Origin of the sequence: Flavipsychrobacter stenotrophus (genome assembly GCF_002954265.1) — a bacterium.
GTDB classification, from domain to species: Bacteria; Bacteroidota; Bacteroidia; order Chitinophagales; family Chitinophagaceae; genus Flavipsychrobacter; species Flavipsychrobacter stenotrophus.
Genome location: NZ_PPSL01000003.1, coordinates 1,037,034 through 1,054,557, shown reverse-complemented (window position 1 = coordinate 1,054,557; position 17,524 = coordinate 1,037,034). Strand labels below are relative to the sequence as shown.

Sequence of the window (17,524 nt, the reverse complement as noted above, 5' to 3'; positions counted from 1 at the left end):
GCGGTAGTCAATAAGCTGCTCAAACAAGCATTTGCTATTGCGACAAAAGAAGCAATTTTTGAGAAAAATTATTTACAAAATACTTGTTTATAAACACAGTTCATTGCGAGGAACGAAGCAATCTCACGCAAGGACGTATTCGTTTTGTGCCGTTTTTAACGATCCCATCACAGTCGTCCTAGCCGCGTATCTTTTAGCCGCTTCCAATTGAGTACTTTTTACTTCCCCCTTAAGGATAATACACCATTCTACCACTCTGCTGAAAATCGTTAAATGTATACTTCACCTTTTTCAGGTATTGTTTTCTGACCACGATGCTGTCCCACGGAGTATTATCGATCACCGGCACGTCAAAAAAGTAAAAATAGAACGCTTCATGCTTTGATGAGATGATCTCGTTCTCCCAGCAAATGCTCGTACTTAAATTGTGTACGTTATTAGAAAAGCACTTACTTTCATCCCCTTGCCGCTGCAATTTAGGGTCTGGCATACCATCCAGCGAGGAGTCCATCGATTTTAAATAATATACCGCTGTCGGCGACGTATTCAGCAAACCGATACCATGATGGCAGTCGGGCGTGTCCTTATAGCACTTCATAGCTGTAGTGGTAAAAAACAGGACGGTGAGCAGTGGAAAGTAGATTCTTTTCATACAGCATGTGTTTATTCTGTTTATTACTCAGCAAAATGCATACCAATTTAGCTAATAAGAGCTTTTATCTTATCTTTGAATCCTATGCGAAATATAAAGATCATAGAAGTAAGATCTGAAATAGGTGCAGGTACACGAGGTGCAAGCCTGGGTATCGATGCCATAAAAATAGCTGCGCTCGACTTTATGAGCAACCTGTTCGTGAATTTCCCATCCGATGTGGTGGAAAATGAAAACAGGCTTTTGTACGAACCTGTGGCCTCTCCATATGCAAAGCGCATTACGGGTATACACACCATGTACGAACGAGTTTCAACAGCTGTATGCGAAACCGTGAAATCAGGCTTGTTTCCACTGGTACTGGCGGGCGACCACAGTACTGCCGGGGCTACTATAGCGGGCCTTAAAATGGCTAAACCTAAGCGTCGCCTGGGCGTGGTATGGATAGATGCGCATGCCGATCTGCATTCACCGTTCACTACCCCATCCGGCAACATGCATGGTATGCCGCTGTGTATATCTCTGGCTGATGATAACAAAGAAAATCAGGTACATAATCCGGATCCGCAAACGCTGGACTACTGGAAGAAACTGAAAAACCTGGGCAAGATAGAACCTAAGATATTGCCTGAAGATATCGTATTCATTGCACTTCGCGACTTTGAAAAGGAAGAAGAGGCCATAATAAAGAAAGGTAACATAAAGGTAATTCCGGTAGCAGAAGTGCGCAGAAAGGGAATTGAGAACGTAGTTCGTCAGACATTCCTGCACCTTTCAAACTGCGATGACATTTATGTATCATTCGATGTGGATAGCCTTGACAGCTCTATAAGCCGCGGTACCGGCACACCGGTAAGCAATGGCCTTCGTGAGCGTGAAGCTGAGGATCTGATCGCATCTTTCATGCAGCACCACAAAATTTGCTGCTTCGAAATTGCTGAAGTGAACCCAACATTGGATAAAGAAAACATGATGGCAGAAATAGCCTTTAATATCCTGCAGCGTGGTGTGAACCTGTTGTTGTTGAACTAAAATATTTCAACGATCGTAGAATATAATGATATGGCACACCTCAAAGGTGTGCCATATCTGTTTTATCGTCTTCCTTTTGTGTTTTAAATTAACCCGTATGTAGAGACGCAAGATCTTGCGTCTCTACATAATACAATCGGTGCTGGATGTTCTATTGGTTGCTGTACCCAGCCGCTTTGTAGACGCAAGATCTTGCTCTCTGCGTACCCTTGCTTTTACGCCTCCAATATCCTTCTCAGGTAGTTGATCTGCCCCAAGTGGTACGCAATATGTCCGTAAAAATGAGTGAGGTAAAAAGTGGTGCTATGCTGGCCAAATATTTCAAACGGGAACTGTGCGCCTAACTGTTCCTGTGTAAGTGCCGACAGCGTATTCTTTACTACAACAATTGTTTGATCAATATCTGCCAACAGTTGGGTTCTAGAAACATTCTTTGTTGAAAATTCCAGTTCACGTGTTCTTACATACCCGGTGTTACCCAGTGTTGCGCCAACAAAATGATTGAGATTACCAATAAGGTGCAGCGTAAGGTTACCTGCGCTGTTACTGATACCGGGAGGAACCGCCCAAATATTCAACTCTGTTTCAAAGGCATTAAGTTCGTCCTTTAGTTTTAAAATGTCTCTTTCAAATAATTCTGCAAAAAATAGTTCCATGGTTGCGTGTTCAAAAATTATTGGTGTTGTTTCTTTCTGTCTCTCTTCCTCAGCATCATATCGGCAAACAGCAGGCCCAGTATTACATTGATGCCTATAGCTACATTAATAAATGTACTATTGAAATGAGCGGGAAGGGCCAGTGTTGGCACTTTAAGTGCGGGCATTTTAAAAGATGAGGCGGTAATGGTCCAGCTCACCGTTGAAAGAGAATAACCGACAACCAATATGATAGAAATGACAAAAAACGCGGCGATCCCCTTTATGACAGAAGGGTTGATATAGCCATTTATAGACGGAGCCATTTTTACATCGGCTACCATATCCATAACATTCTTAGTGAACCTTACAGGCGGCTCATCCAGCTCCAGGCCGCTGACAATTGCCGCATTAAAACTCAGCAACTCCTCATATTTTGCCTTCCATATAGGGTCGGTGGCTATCAATACAGACACCTGCTCCATATCGGCCTCGTTGCTGATGCCGTCTATGAATTCCCAAAGCCTGATCTCTATGTTATCCCTGTCTTCCATAACCCTTCATTAAAATTAGCCAATAATTTTCATTTACCTCACTACCTCCTTACTATACCGGGTTTCCAGTATCTCCTTTAGCTTTTGTCTCGCCCTTAGCAGCCTCACCTTTACATTGCCGGTAGTAATACCCACTATGCCACTTATCTCTTCCACCGACTGTTCGCCCTGGTAAAATAATGTGATGATCTCCGCATCTGCCGGCGGCAGATGTTGTATGGCCCCCGACAATAGCTGTTGTTGTGCTTTCTGCTCCAGTCTGCCTGCGGGATGTTCGCCACCACCTGCATCCTCTGCCCACCCATGCATCTTCTCATCTCCCGGAAAAAAGGTCGCGTCTTCCTTTTTGCGCAGGTGAGACAAACAGGTATTGTGAGCAATGGTATACAACCAGGTGGTAAACTTGCTGGTCCCCTTAAATGAAGCCAGCGACCGGTAAGCCTTTACAAATACATCCTGGGCCAACTCTTCTGCCAGTTCTCTGTTGTTGACATGGCGCATAGCTATGGTAAACACGTACGCCTGGTAGCGTGTTACCAGTGTTGCATAGGCGGCTTGCCGCCCCTGTAACACCATTTGAATAATAGCTATATCGTCTTCCAGACCATGCATGTAATAATATAAGACGCAGAATTGACCAGTGAGGTTACAGAAAATCTAAAAAAGGATAATGCAAAGATGCGTAAAGTTGGTGGAGAGAGTAGACCGAAAAACATATCCACAAAAATGACCCGCCAAAACCCTTGCCCACAAAGCGTTTCAGAGCACGCAGACGTAACTTTTGTGAATATCTTTATTTGCATATGTCTTGAGCGCATATTAATTTGCACCCGATTTAGGTGAAAACCTGCGCGCTCCTGACATTATGATCCCTCATCACCAACCAGACACAACACGTAGGGGCTGAATATCTTCAGCCCTGCATCGGGAATCCGCCTCATCCTAAAATCTTGACTATCCTGATTCAGACAAACACGAGACACAATGGAAGTAAACACATGCAACTACAATCTAATCAAACAACGTAGACCTATTTAGGGACGAGGCACTGCCACATTTCACAAAAAAAGTGGCAGCATGTAGCAGAAAGTGGCAGATAGTGGTAATTTGTTAAAATCCGCTAAAAACCTTTCCCGACAAGCTTTCCAACAAAACCAACGTCAGAAAACTGCCACTTTTATGAAAAACTGCCACTTTTCGAAACCAATATAAAACTCGTCCGCGATTGTATCGCGGATGCCACGGCAGGGCGTTTGTAACGCCCGTCATAATAATATACAAAAAAAATATTTCTCCAAATTCTGTAACCTCCAATCTCAACCGTAGTCTCTCTGACCCGAACATCGGGACGTATTTGTTTGTAAGTTCATATAAGCCACACTCTCGTACCCACAACAGCAATCCACCCGACACACAGAATAATCGGGCACAATCGGGCATGGACATTTTTCATAATACACTAACAATCAACCATATAACACATTTTTACACCCGATTTGAATTTTATTTCCCATCGGGCATCCACCCAAAAAAACATGAAATACTAAAGAACGCCCCCCCAACAAAAAATATTTCAACCATTCTGTAACCTGTTTCCTCAACACGTAGTCTTAGATGGTAACAATGTTTGCTAGCTTTTACTCAACAACTTTTATAAATCATTTAAAAACTAATAATTATGGGATCAGAGATGTTAATTGCGCCGGTATTCTTTCTGTCATTTTTTGGAATGATATTCGGTATAGTATACATGAGAAACAAGGAAAATATGGCGATGATAGATCGAGGTATCAATCCACGCACTCCCAAAATAGCTTCCCCGCGACCATTCCTCAGTCTGAAATTCGGTCTTTTACTTTGCGGGGTCGGACTTGGCCTGTTCCTGGCGTTCCTTGTTGATGAGTTAATGATGAAACACAACGTAATGGTTGGTGGCGAGATGGACTACAGAGAATACCCACAAATATACTTTGCTATGATAGGCCTTTTTGGTGGCCTTGGCCTTGTAATATCTTATCTGATAGAGAAAAGAGACTGGATGGATAAGAAATGGGACGAAAAAGAAACAAATATCAAATACCTGCCATCTGAAAAAACGCCTTCTTAGAGCAAACATATACACATTTGCAACACCAAAAAGCGGCCCAAAACCTTTACAGTAAAGGTTTTGGGCCGATTCATAAAATGTGGATATCTTCTTGTCCGCAAATTGCCTGCCTGTGGTATTTATACCTAATTTTGACCTGGAAAATAATGAAAGAAAAAAATAGCAATATGGCAGACGATAAATTGAAAGTGCTCAAACTGGCAATGGACAAGATCGAAAAGGACTATGGCAAAGGTTCTGTAATGATGTTGGGTGAAAAAGGGCATGATCCGATCGATGTGATCAGTACAGGTTCACTAGGCCTTGATGTAGCATTGGGCGTAGGCGGTTTCCCAAGAGGCCGTATCATTGAAATATATGGCCCTGAATCTTCAGGTAAAACAACGGTGGCTATCCACACTATAGCAGAAGCACAGAAAAAAGGCGGCATCTGCGCGATAATCGATGCGGAACACGCATTTGATTCAGGTTATGCCCGCAAGCTGGGTGTAGATGTAGATAGTTTGATCATCTCTCAGCCGGACTATGGTGAGCAGGCGTTGGAAATTGCCGATCGCCTGATCTCTTCAGGTGCTGTAGACGTGGTTGTTATCGACTCTGTAGCGGCATTGGTACCAAAGGGTGAACTGGAAGGCGAAATGGGCGAAAGTAAAATGGGTTTACAAGCACGTTTGATGAGCCAGGCACTGAGGAAGCTGACAGCAACTATTGCCCGCACAGGCTGCTGCTGCATATTCATCAACCAGCTGCGTGAAAAGATAGGTGTGATGTTCGGTAACCCCGAAACAACAACCGGTGGTAATGCATTGAAGTTCTACGCGTCTGTACGTCTGGATATCCGTCGTATCAGCCAGATCAAAGATGGCGATGTAGCCAGCGGTAACCGCACCCGTGTAAAGGTGGTAAAGAACAAGGTAGCACCGCCATTCCGCCAGGTAGAGTTCGATATCATCTTCGGTGAAGGTATCAGCAAGGTAGGTGAGATCATAGATATGGGCGTAGAATTGACCATATTGGCCAAGAGCGGATCGTGGTACAGCTACAACGATAGCAAGATAGGCCAGGGAAGGGATTCGGTAAAGCAGTTCCTGCTGGACAACCCCGAAATGATGGCAGAAATTGAAGCAAGAATACGCGAAGCACTACAGGTAGTAGCTTAGTTTATTGATCATACTTAGTAAGTACGAAGGCTGTTAGCGCATATGCTGACAGCCTTCCTTGTTCTTATTATCTTTGCTGCATTAATTTCAAAAACGGCGATTCTGATACCAGATAGAAAATAAATTCGGCATCATTCCATGTCATTGCGCCGTTAGGTGCAAAAGGTTTGTAGCCTTAAAGCATATTTCTTATTACAGCGCCCCGTAGGGTCGCAACAATAATCAACTATGCTTGCTTTATATGTTCAACTGGGATAAGCATATGTTATGACCCCGTAGGTGGTCACCGCTTTGTAGCCACCGAAACCCTACAGACACACGCGAGCCGTAGGTTCGCGGCCTAATTAACTAACACATATTTCAATACTCATGAAAATAGCCATAATAGGTGCAGGTGCGGCGGGGTGCTTTGCGGCGGCGAATATAACGCCACGTGATGGACTGAAAGTAACCGTGTTTGAGAAGACAGGCAAGGTGCTGCAGAAGGTAAAAGTATCGGGAGGTGGCAGGTGCAATGTAACGCATGAATGTTTCGACATACCCGAACTACTTACCCGCTACCCACGCGGTAAACAACTATTGCGTAAATCACTGTACCACTTCACCCCTGCCGACACTATTAAATGGTTTGAAGAACGTGGCGTTCAGCTGAAGACCGAAGCTGATGGCCGTATGTTCCCCATTACCGATAGTTCGCAAACCATCATAGACGCTATATGGCAGGAAATGATGCGCAAGGGAGTGCAGGTGATCTATCATAAATCTGTGAACTCAATAGAGAAAGACGGCGCACAGTTTGTCATCACCTTTGCCGATGGAAGCACCTATACTGCTGATAAAGTGCTGATATCTACAGGCGGATTTCCTAAAGCAGAACAATACAAGTGGCTTACAGCAATGGGCCATACCATACAACAGCCTGTGCCATCACTATTTACCTTCAATATACCCAAACACCCGGTAACCGAGTTGATGGGGTTGAGTGTACCGATGGCCACGGTAAAAATAGCCGGCACCAAAATAGCTCAGTCGGGGCCGCTATTGATCACCCACTGGGGCATGAGCGGCCCGGCAGTATTGAAAACATCGGCAGTAGGTGCCAGGGAACTGGCCGACAGAAACTACCAGTTCAACTTCATCATCAATTGGCTGAATGACGTAAATGATGCCGACCTGAAAGAAATAATACTAGGATTGCGACAGGAACAGGGCAAGCAACTGGTGCAAAATAAGAACCCTTTCGAGTTGCCACGCCGACTGTGGGAATACCTGCTGATACAGTGCGGTATAAAGGATGATGTACGGTGGGGAGAACTGCCCGCCGCACAGCAAAATAAACTGATAGAAGCCTTGCTACGCAATACATACACCGTGAATGGCAAGACCACTTTTAAGGAAGAGTTTGTTACTTGCGGCGGTATCAACCTGGCAGAGATAGACCCACAGACGATGCAGAGCAAGCTACACCCGGGCCTTCACTTTGCCGGCGAGGTGATGGACGTTGATGGTGTGACGGGTGGCTATAACTTTCAAAATGCCTGGAGCAGCGGATGGATAGCGGCGCAAAGCATGGGGCAATTTGACAATTTGGCAGTTGGTTATTTGTCTTACGTAAGCAATAACAACAAAAGCGGGTCATTGCGAGGCACGAAGCAATCTCACGAAAGGACGTGTTCGTTTTGTATTTCTAAAATACCACTATGCAAACAGATTACATAATAGTAGGACAAGGTATTTGCGGTACACTGCTTAGCTGGTGCCTGATGAAGGAAGGTAAAAGCGTAGTAGTCATTGATGAATCACAACCCTTTACTGCAGGTAAAGTAGCCAGCGGACTCATTAATCCTGTAACGGGTATGCGGGTGGTAAAGTCATGGATGATAGACGAGCTGCTGCCCGAAGCTATGTCCATGTATTATGAGATTAGCCGGCGGTTCGATATTAAGGTCATCAATCCTTATGGCATCCTGGAATTTTACCCCGACATAAAATACCGCGATACCTTTACCGAGCGCGCTGCGCAATACACGGAATATCTTCATACTGATGTTGATAGTGCAGATTGGGATGCCATGTTCAATTTCCATTATGGTATAGGTCGTATCTCGTCCACATCCGTCATCAATATGCGACTGCTGCAGGATACCTGGCGTAAGCACCTGCAAACAACCGGAAGTATTATTGAAGAAAAATTTGATCAGGCTCAATTGTCGGTCACACCCGAAAAAGTAAGCTATAAAGGCATTACAGCAGAAAAGATCATTTTTTGTGATGCGGCTGCAGGAATGGATAATCCATACTTTTCGAGACTACCCTTCTCTTTAAACAAGGGCGAAGTATTACTGGTGGCTATTCCAGATCTGCCGAGAGATTTTGTGTATAAGAACAGCCTGAAGATAGCCCCCTGGGAGGACGACCTGTTCTGGATAGGCTCATCTTTTGAGTGGACGTTTGACAATACCGATACTTCAGCGGCATTCAGGGAAAAGACAGAATGGCAATTAAAGAACTGGCTGAAACTGCCCTATAAAATAGAAGACCAGTGGGCATCAGTACGACCTGCGACAGTTGATCATAAACCCTTCGCGGGCCTACATCCATTGCACCTATCTGTAGGTATTTTGAATGGCATGGGCGCTAAGGGATGTTCGCAGGCACCCTATTTTGCACAGTCGCTGGCCAGCCACCTGGTGCATGGCACACCCCTGCATAAGGAAGCCGACATAAGCAGGTACACAAAAGTGTTGAGCAGGTAACCCTCTAAATTCTACCCGGTATTATGGGGAAAGTATCCCTGTCGCGCCTTACCTTATACTCCATAACCGAAGCTATGTTTTTGCCACGTGTTATAGTTTGTTCGGCCATAGGGCCGGCAAAAAGGTCATTAACAGTCTCTTCCCACAGCTCCAGCCAGCGCTTAAAGTGTTGCGGCAATAAAGCTGTTTTCCTGTTCAGGTCCATGTGTTTTGCCATTGGGTTGGAGCGGTAATTGTCAGTTCCCAGCAGCATAGAACTCCAGAACGAGTACATTATGGGCATATGGTGTTCGAGGGAAATTTTGGCTACATCAGTAAAAATGAAGCCTATAAGCGGGTCGGACATTGCTTTACCATAGAAGGTATCAACCAGCAGTTTTATATCCTGCTCTGTACCCAGATCATGTTTATCCATTACAATTAACTATTAGTAAGACAAAGGTACGTTGACGGGTTACTGCAAATCATGAGTTAAATCATTCCTTTTGCCTTCATTTCCTCCGTAAGCTTAGCAGGTATGGGCCTACACTGGCAATTCTTCTGATGCTCCAGGTGCCATTTGGCTCTTTGTTCGAAGGTGGCTTTTTCAGGTATGCGGTGCTTTTCATGCCATTCGCGATTGATTTTCATATTATAAATTTAAAACCAAATGAGAATATAACGACAGACATAGATCATGATAGTAAACCATTAAAAACAATCCAAAATTGACAAAATACCTGTATATACATTATAAACTGTGTTTGGTGCCTTATATTTGCGATATAACGTTATGGAATTAAGTAAGAATTTTCAGCATAAAGAAGCGGAACAGCAATGGTATGCCCATTGGGAAAAGAAAGGATATTTTAAGAGTACCCCAGATGACCGGGAGCCCTACACTATAGTCATGCCTCCACCCAATGTAACAGGCATACTGCACATGGGCCATGCCCTTAACAACAGCGTACAGGATATATTGATACGCCGTGCCAAAATGATGGGTTACAATACCTGCTGGGTACCGGGTACAGACCATGCCAGTATAGCTACAGAAGCTAAGGTAGTAGGTATGCTGCGTGACCGTGGTATTGATAAGAAGAATCTGTCGAGAGATGAGTTTCTGAAGTATGCGTGGGAATGGAAGGAAGAATATGGCGGCATCATCTTATCGCAACTGCGTAAGCTGGGTTGTGCGCTTGACTGGGATCGTACCACATTTACCCTCGATGAGGATTACTATGCATCTGTAATACGCGTGTTTGTAGACCTGTATAATAAGGGCAATATCTTCCGTGGTGTAAAGATGATCAACTGGGATCCTAAGGCTAAAACAGCACTTAGCGATGAAGAAGTAAACCACAAACAAATGAACTCTAAGCTGACCTATGTGAAGTATCGCATAGACAGCGAAAAGGAAGAATATATAACCATAGCAACCGTTCGTCCTGAGACCATTCTCGGCGATACCGCGGTGTGTGTACACCCCGAAGATGAGCGCTATGCCCACCTAAAGGGAATGTATTGCTTTGTACCGATCATTAACAGGCGCGTACCCATCATTTTCGACGAGTACATTGATAAAGAATTTGGTACAGGTGCGCTGAAAGTAACTCCAGCGCATGATATCAATGACTACAACCTGGGCCAGAAGCACAACCTGCAGGTAATAGACACCATTAATGAAGATGGTACTATGAGCAGCGATGCGGGCAAATACGAAGGTCTGGATCGCTTTGTTGTTCGTAAGAAAATAGTTGAAGATCTAAAGGAACTTGGCCTGGTTGTAAAGGAAGAAGACTATGTAAACCAGGTGGGATTCAGCGAGCGTACAGATGTGGTGATAGAACCAAGGTTGAGTATGCAGTGGTGGTGCAAGATGGGCGAGCTGGCAAAGCCGGCCATTGATGCAGTAGCCGATAACGATATAGACTTCCACCCCGGCAAGTTCAAGAACCTGTACAGGCATTGGATGGAGAACATCAAAGACTGGTGCGTAAGCCGCCAGCTGTGGTGGGGCCAGCGCATACCTGCATGGTATGATACTGAAGGAACCATCTATGTAGCAGAAACAGCCGCACAGGCACATGAACAATACCAATCAAAGAAGCCAGCACTGGCGGCACAACATGCAGAGCTAAGGCAGGAAGAAGATGTATTGGATACATGGTTCAGCAGCTGGTTGTGGCCAATGGAAGTATTTGGCTGGAACAAAAATCCAGATAATGCAGAACTGAGTTACTACTACCCTACCAACACATTAGTGACCGCACCCGAGATCATCTTCTTCTGGGTAGCGCGCATGATAATGGCAGGATATGAGTTCAAGGGCGAACTGCCATTCAAGGAAGTTTACTTCACCGGTATAGTAAGAGATAAGCAAGGCAGGAAGATGAGTAAGTCTCTGGGCAACTCACCCGACCTGCTGAAGATGATAGATGATTTTGGCGCTGACGTGGTTCGCTTCAGTGTAATGATCTGTTCACCTGCGGGTAATGACGTATTGTTTGACGAAGCCGGACTGGAACAAGGCCGTAACTTCTGCAACAAGATGTGGAATGCCATGAAGCTGGTGAATGGCTGGGAAACCCGCTGTGAAGACGACCTTGACGACACCCAGGTTCGTTTTGCTATGGACTGGATGGATGCCCGATTGGCACAGGTAAGCGGTGAGGTAGCAGAATTGATGAAGGACTTTAAGCTGAGCGAAGGGTTGAAGACCGTTTACTCACTTATCTGGAATGACTTCTGCTCATGGTACCTGGAGTGGGTGAAACCCGCACAGGATCAGCCGATAGCTACCAGCATCTATGAGCGCACTATCAATATATTTGAACAGCTGATACAGTTGCTGCACCCGTTCATGCCATTTGTGACTGAAGATATTTACCATATCCTTCGTGAACGTGCAGATGGCGATGACCTGATACAAAAACAACTACCTGCTTACCAGGGTCCTGATGCAGAAAAGCTGAAAGCGGGATCTATGCTGCAGGAAGTGATATCGGCAGTACGTGATACGCGTAATAAGAATCAACTGAAGCCTAAGGAAGTGATCAACCTGTGGATAGACACACAGGATAAGGCATTTTACGAACGAACAATGGATATACTGCGCAAGCAGGTAAATGCTACAGACATCACCTTTACCAATGAAGCTAAAGCAGGTACATTATCTATAGTGGTACAGACGGATAAGATATACATAGACGCACCCAACGCAACTGTTGATACAGTGGCACAGAAGGCAGACATGGAGAAAGATCTTATTTACCTAAAAGGCTTTGTAGCCAGTGTAGAGAAGAAGTTACTGAACGAGAAGTTTGTGCAGAATGCCAAACCGGAGGTGATAGAGAACGAGCGTAAAAAACATGCTGACGCAATGGATAAGATAAAGGCCATTGAAGAAAGTTTGAAGTAATACACTCTGTTCACATTGTAACATTGTGTTTAGTTTTATTTAGTGAAATTTGAGATAACAACATGGCTAAACGTGCAGGAACAATAATAGCGGGAGTGCTGGCGACAATGTGTTGCGTAACACTATGGGCGCAGCAGAAAGCAGGTACAACCCAGGTAAAAAATACCGGGAAGGACACTGCTGCATCGCATGCCAAAAAGAGACCACCTAAACCGGTGGTATACCTTGGCCGCTCTAATTTTTCAGGCGGGGATATTTTGGTAAAGGACTTTGATTCATTGCTGAAACAGGGTATCACCGCACGCGATGATAAAGGCAATGCCATGAAAATACTGGGCTTCAACTTCAACTATGCAGAACGCAGGCTGTTTGAAAATGAAGAAGGCGACATGTCTATGCAGATAGACTTTGCAACAGAATTTTGTCCCGGAGATACTATTACGTCTAATATCTCAGGCAGTATTTACGACCGCATAAAAGGTGGTGATACTGTATTTATTGCAGAGATACTTTTAGAGAAAAAAATGGGCAATGATGTGGATACGGTGTTTGGGAAGGAGATGAAATGTGTGATCAAAAAGGCACCGGCACCTACGATAAAATAATCTTATTCAAACTAAAACGTCTCTACTTTGTAGAGGCGTTTTAGTTTAATGTTGTATGTGAGTCCTACTTAAAGAACCGATGATTTTGATGGTCAAAAGCCAGCTACCGACAGCTAATAAATGCCCGCACGAGCGTAGTCGGAAACATACGCTCAGCAATCATTATTATCTTTTAATTATCCAGTTTTATTTCAAATAGCTTGGGCCAGTTTTTGCCGGTTACAAAGATGCGGTTGGTGGCTTTATCGTATGCTATACCGTTAAGTACTTCCGGGGCACCACGACGCTCGGTGATGGGAGGAATGCCCCCGCGCTGGCGGATAGTAGAAAGATCGGCACGGCCTACAACATGCCCAGTGGCGGTGTCTATCTTTAAGATGATATCCTTCTGCCATTGGTTGGCGTAGATAAACCCATTGATCAGTTCCAGCTCATTTATTTCGTTAACAGGGCCATGTTCATCTGTAACATTAAGGCGCTTTACTTCCTTAAAAGTAGTAGGGTCGATAAAGTGTAGTATGTTGGAACCATCATCAAATATCAGCTGAACACCATTGTTGGTCATGCCCCACCCTTCCTGCGTGGCGAAATCAAAAGTACCTATCTGTTTGAGTGTCTTTTCATCATAGATAAATCCTTTGCCCTCGCGGTAGGTAAGCTGGTATATCTTGCCATTGAGTATTGTTACCCCCTCACCAAAATACTTTGCGTCCATTTTAGTTGAGGCTATTACTTTACCGGTGGCTGCATCTACCTTGCGCAGATCAGAAGCTCCATATTCACCTGTACCTTCATAGAAGAAGCCATCTTTGTATTCAAGCCCTTCGGTGAATGCTGTTGGCTCATGCGGGTACTCTTTTACAATATCGAATGAGATCAACTTGGGCACAACCTGATCTGCCGGGGCTTCAGGCGGGGCAGTATTTACTGAAGGTTTGTTATTATCTCCGTTGCAGGCTGCAATAAGTAGGGCGGCTGACAGGAGTGTATATCTACTGAGCTTTCTGAGTGCTTTCATATCTTCTGAAGCCGATAGGCTCGGGCTTATATTGTTTTTGAGATTCCTGTTGTACTTCGTGTTGCTGCAAATCTACCATGCCGGTAAAGCTGCTATAGAAAGCTACTTCCATCCCCTTGGCTACCAGTTCTTCAATAACATCGGCAGTCAATTGCTTTGGGTGATCTACTATCGCAATATTTATATACTCGGGCTTTTCTGAGCCATAGCTATAATGAGGCTGCAATAAAATCAATATCTGGCCGGTAATTGTAGGCGTAAATACCAGGTAAAAACCCTCTTCTATATACTCCTTCTTTTCGCCAATAGCGTTGCGGAATGACACGTTGAGCGGCATATCTCCTGAGCGAAACGTAAGTGATGGCAGCTTAGAGCAAGTACCATTAATATCATCGTTATAGGCGTGGCTGGTATCTACAAAAAAGCCGGGTTTGTATTCCGCTTTTTCATTGAGCAGCATTGCTATTTCTATAAGGTGAGTGCGTACTTCTTTAAAATGTTCGAGCCATTCTGCACGCCTATCTTCTACATTCTTTAGCCCCAGCGCATACCTGTTGGCTACTAAGAGGATCTTATCTGTCATCGTACTTCCTTTTAAAGAGGTATGGCACACCGTAGAGTGTGCCATACCGAGATAATTAGTTTATTCCATCGGTAGCCATATCGCGGGCTACCTTTTTAACAAGACCCTGTAAAACAGAGCCAGGGCCTACTTCGGTGAACTGAGTAGCGCCATTCTCTACCATTTTCTGTACAGTCTGTGTCCAGCGGACAGGCATGGTCAATTGGTTGATCAGATTCTGCCTGATAACATCAGGGGTGATGTATGGATGTGCATCTACATTCTGGTAAACAGGGCAAGTAGGATTATTAAATGTTGCGTTAGCAATAGCAGCAGCGAGTTCTTCGCGCGCAGGCTCCATAAGCGGAGAGTGGAATGCCCCACCCACAGGCAATGGCAAAGCGCGTTTAGCACCTGCTGCCTTCATCATTTCGCAGGCGATCCTGATACCTTCCATGCTACCACTGATGACCAATTGGCCTGGGCAGTTATAGTTAGCAGGAACTACTACTTCACCTTCTACCTGGGCGCATACTTCTTCTACCTTAGCATCATCAAGTCCAAGGATGGCTGCCATAGTAGACGGGTTCAGTTCGCATGCACGTTGCATAGCATCGGCACGTTTTGCCACAAGACGCAGACCATCTTCAAAAGACAGTACTTTGTTAGCAACCAGGGCAGAGAATTCACCCAGGGAATGCCCTGCAACCATATCAGGCGTAAGGCCTGCTGTGGTTTCAAATAATATAACGGAGTGGAGGAAGATAGCCGGCTGAGTGACATTAGTTTGTTTCAGTTCGGCATCTGTTCCATTGAACATAAGATCTGTAATGCGGAAACCAAGAATTTCATTGGCTTGTTCAAAGTACTCCCTGGCCAGTGTGCTGCTTTCGTAAAGGATCTTGCCCATGCCTACGAATTGAGAGCCCTGTCCGGGGAATATGTATGCGTGCTTCATGCTTATTTTTTTTGCTAAGATAAGGAACGATAAAACAATTAGTTCTACAAAATTAGTAGGGTGATGCTATTTATTATTACCCCCCTAACGTAGGTATGTCCTTGTATTCCAAAACAATTATTAAAATCATCTATACCAATATCGACACATTGAAGCGGTGAAGTAAGCCTATGGTTGTAAATTTGCATTATGAATTGGATAGAATTGACAGATGAGCAGCAGTTGCAGCAAATAAATGAATTAAGTGCAAAGGAACCTGTGATCATCTTTAAGCATAGCACCCGTTGCTCTATAAGCTCTATGGCTAAGAGCAGATTAGAGCGTGAAAAGGCCCCTGACAATGCCAGTTTTTATTACCTCGACCTGATCAAATACCGCAATATCTCGAACAAAATAGCTGAAGACTACTCTGTTCATCATGAGTCGCCACAGGTACTATTAATAAAGAATGGCGAGTGTGTTTATGAGGAAACCCATAATGGAATCAGCATGAAGGAGATAGTTGAAGCAATGTGAAAATGTGGTGATGTGGAAATGTGAAAATGAGTGTCATTTTCCTCTTCATCCTGATTCAGACAACGACTATATCTTCTTACCTCTCCATTTACCACTTTTAAGGTAGATGGCTGAGCCGATGAGGAGACAGGTCCAATAGACAAATTCGGAACCCCAGCAGATGTATAAGGCGCTATGTTTGAGGTAAATGAAATAATAGCAGTATACGAGATATGCACCTACACAACCGATTTCCATAGTAAGGTTTACCAGTGTGTTACCGGTACCTACCACCGCATTAAAGGCTACTGTAGATATGGACATGATGAGTGTAGCCACTACAATAACCTGCAGGCTTGGGATGGTGAATTGAATCAGTGAGATATCGTTAGAATACAGCGCCAGGAACTCTTTAGAGAATAACAGTAATAACAGACACAGTGCTACACAATAGAGCAGGCTGAGTTTGGAGATCTTGAATACCAATCTCATTACATCCTGAGAGCGGCCCTGCCCTATTACGTTGCTTACCATGGTATTGCAGGTAGTAGCCAAAGCCCACGTGCCTACACTGACCAAACCGAATATGCTGCGGAGCATTTGAGAAGCGGCTAAAGATTGCTGACCGAGGTGCTCGATAAAGAAAAAGAACACCAGCCAGCCCCCAATACTGAACATGAACTGCACAATGAGTGGCGCTGCTACGGTAAGTGTTTGCTTGGAATGCTCAAAGTCGAACCGGATATATTTGAATATAGGGTACTCTTTGTGCAGATTGTGATAGAAGAAAATACCCACCATAGTAAGGCAGTAGGCTACTTCGGCTATTACAGATGCTACTGCGGCACCTCTGAAACCGAGTGCAGGAAAGCCCCAATGTCCGAAAATGAACAGGTAGTCGAAAAGAATATTGAGTACGGTAGTTACGATGGAGCCATATATCAATAAGCGAGATCTGCCGATAGATATAAAAAAGGAACTGAACAACTGTGCTAATACCAGAAATGGCAACCCCCACACTCTTATGTATACGAAATTGATACTCATGGACAGATTATCATTGTCGTTGAGGCTGATACCGAAGAGAATGGGCACGAACCACAGCGTCAACATCATGAGCCCAAGAGAGAACATGAGCGACAACATGGCACCGTTCATGAAGGTTTCAGCAATACCATTCTTATTTTCCTGGCCCGCACGGCGAGCCATTTGTATCTGCACTCCGCTACTCAAGCCGTAGCCGATCATGGAAAGAATGAGATAGAAAACCCCGGTAATACCGTTTACCCCCAGCTCGCGCTGGCCCAACATACCCATAAAGACGTTGTTGGTAAAGAAATTGGCCTGCGGTATGAATAATGCAACGGAAATAGGAAGCGCTAACTGTATTATTTCTCTGTTTGTTGCCGATACGCTTAATTTTTCCATGGGTGTAGCAAAAATAGATTATTTATTTGTCTGAAGCAGAATAGCCTGAATTTTAGAATGAACAGAATGCACATGTTGGGTATTTGCTTCTTTATTGGCTGCTTCGCTACCTGAATTTTATTTTTATTACTTTTACCCTGCAATAATTGCAGGCATTTACAC

General features: G+C 44.4%; 18 protein-coding genes. 8 read left to right on the top strand and 10 right to left on the bottom strand.

Going from position 1 to position 17,524, the window contains the following annotated elements:
• Positions 1–229: 229 nt before the first annotated feature.
• Entirely contained in the window at positions 230–652 is a 423-nt protein-coding gene (locus tag CJD36_RS14490) for a hypothetical protein (RefSeq protein ID WP_105039897.1), read from the bottom strand.
• A gap of 84 nt (positions 653–736) precedes the next feature.
• Here CJD36_RS14490 and CJD36_RS14485 point away from each other — a divergent pair, with 84 nt between their 5' ends.
• Positions 737–1,684, top strand: a complete 948-nt coding sequence (locus CJD36_RS14485) for an arginase (protein ID WP_105039896.1) — start codon at positions 737–739, stop codon at positions 1,682–1,684.
• 215 nt (positions 1,685–1,899) lie between these two features.
• Here CJD36_RS14485 and CJD36_RS14480 read toward each other — a convergent pair whose 3' ends face one another.
• The 3 genes from CJD36_RS14480 to CJD36_RS14470 are packed head-to-tail and all read right to left on the bottom strand — an operon-like array spanning position 1,900 to position 3,485.
• A complete protein-coding gene (locus tag CJD36_RS14480; RefSeq protein ID WP_105039895.1) occupies positions 1,900–2,340 on the bottom strand; it encodes a DinB family protein in 441 nt (146 codons plus the stop codon).
• 17 nt (positions 2,341–2,357) lie between these two features.
• The gene (locus CJD36_RS14475) at positions 2,358–2,873 is read right to left on the bottom strand and encodes an anti-sigma factor (protein WP_105039894.1); all 516 of its coding nucleotides are present in this window, start codon (positions 2,871–2,873) and stop codon (positions 2,358–2,360) included.
• Positions 2,874–2,906: 33 nt separating this feature from the next.
• Positions 2,907–3,485, bottom strand: a complete 579-nt coding sequence (locus CJD36_RS14470; RefSeq protein ID WP_105039893.1) for an RNA polymerase sigma factor — start codon at positions 3,483–3,485, stop codon at positions 2,907–2,909.
• 1,066 nt (positions 3,486–4,551) lie between these two features.
• Here CJD36_RS14470 and CJD36_RS14465 point away from each other — a divergent pair.
• From CJD36_RS14465 to CJD36_RS14450, 4 genes are all read left to right on the top strand, one after another.
• Positions 4,552–4,980, top strand: a complete 429-nt coding sequence (locus tag CJD36_RS14465) for a DUF6249 domain-containing protein (RefSeq protein ID WP_205685610.1) — start codon at positions 4,552–4,554, stop codon at positions 4,978–4,980.
• A gap of 167 nt (positions 4,981–5,147) precedes the next feature.
• Positions 5,148–6,140 (top strand): recombinase RecA, encoded by a 993-nt coding sequence (recA, locus tag CJD36_RS14460; RefSeq protein ID WP_105039917.1) that lies wholly within the window; start codon positions 5,148–5,150, stop codon positions 6,138–6,140.
• Between the two features lie 369 nt (positions 6,141–6,509).
• Entirely contained in the window at positions 6,510–7,859 is a 1,350-nt protein-coding gene (locus CJD36_RS14455) for a BaiN/RdsA family NAD(P)/FAD-dependent oxidoreductase (RefSeq protein WP_105039892.1), read from the top strand.
• Positions 7,841–8,896, top strand: a complete 1,056-nt coding sequence (locus CJD36_RS14450) for an NAD(P)/FAD-dependent oxidoreductase (RefSeq protein ID WP_105039891.1) — start codon at positions 7,841–7,843, stop codon at positions 8,894–8,896. Before CJD36_RS14455 ends, CJD36_RS14450 begins: the two co-directional genes overlap by 19 nt.
• Before the next feature lie 4 nt (positions 8,897–8,900).
• On the opposite strand, the gene CJD36_RS14445 is transcribed toward CJD36_RS14450, so the two are convergent.
• Both CJD36_RS14445 and CJD36_RS23420 read right to left on the bottom strand, forming a co-directional pair.
• On the bottom strand, positions 8,901–9,311 hold the full coding sequence (locus CJD36_RS14445; RefSeq protein WP_105039890.1) for a group III truncated hemoglobin: 411 nt from the start codon (positions 9,309–9,311) through the stop codon (positions 8,901–8,903).
• A 56-nt stretch (positions 9,312–9,367) separates the two neighbouring features.
• Positions 9,368–9,526, bottom strand: coding sequence for a hypothetical protein (locus tag CJD36_RS23420; RefSeq protein ID WP_170067825.1), 159 nt, complete (start codon positions 9,524–9,526; stop codon positions 9,368–9,370).
• Positions 9,527–9,668: 142 nt separating this feature from the next.
• Between CJD36_RS23420 and CJD36_RS14440 the strand changes: the two genes are divergently transcribed.
• Complete coding sequence (locus CJD36_RS14440; protein WP_105039889.1) at positions 9,669–12,296, top strand: valine--tRNA ligase; 2,628 nt, start codon at positions 9,669–9,671, stop codon at positions 12,294–12,296.
• A 62-nt stretch (positions 12,297–12,358) separates the two neighbouring features.
• Positions 12,359–12,901, top strand: a complete 543-nt coding sequence (locus CJD36_RS14435) for a hypothetical protein (RefSeq protein ID WP_105039888.1) — start codon at positions 12,359–12,361, stop codon at positions 12,899–12,901.
• 172 nt (positions 12,902–13,073) lie between these two features.
• On the opposite strand, the gene CJD36_RS14430 is transcribed toward CJD36_RS14435, so the two are convergent.
• The 3 genes from CJD36_RS14430 to fabD are packed head-to-tail and all read right to left on the bottom strand — an operon-like array spanning position 13,074 to position 15,439.
• Positions 13,074–13,919, bottom strand: a complete 846-nt coding sequence (locus CJD36_RS14430) for a glutaminyl-peptide cyclotransferase (protein WP_105039887.1) — start codon at positions 13,917–13,919, stop codon at positions 13,074–13,076.
• The gene (locus CJD36_RS14425) at positions 13,894–14,547 is read right to left on the bottom strand and encodes a hypothetical protein (RefSeq protein ID WP_133162654.1); all 654 of its coding nucleotides are present in this window, start codon (positions 14,545–14,547) and stop codon (positions 13,894–13,896) included. Before CJD36_RS14425 ends, CJD36_RS14430 begins: the two co-directional genes overlap by 26 nt.
• Before the next feature lie 10 nt (positions 14,548–14,557).
• Positions 14,558–15,439, bottom strand: coding sequence for an ACP S-malonyltransferase (fabD, locus tag CJD36_RS14420; protein ID WP_105039885.1), 882 nt, complete (start codon positions 15,437–15,439; stop codon positions 14,558–14,560).
• Positions 15,440–15,628: 189 nt separating this feature from the next.
• Between fabD and ytxJ the strand changes: the two genes are divergently transcribed.
• Positions 15,629–15,955, top strand: coding sequence for a bacillithiol system redox-active protein YtxJ (ytxJ, locus tag CJD36_RS14415; protein ID WP_105039884.1), 327 nt, complete (start codon positions 15,629–15,631; stop codon positions 15,953–15,955).
• 66 nt (positions 15,956–16,021) lie between these two features.
• Here ytxJ and CJD36_RS14410 read toward each other — a convergent pair whose 3' ends face one another.
• A complete protein-coding gene (locus tag CJD36_RS14410) occupies positions 16,022–17,362 on the bottom strand; it encodes an MATE family efflux transporter (RefSeq protein WP_105039883.1) in 1,341 nt (446 codons plus the stop codon).
• Between the last annotated feature and the right edge of the window lie 162 nt (positions 17,363–17,524).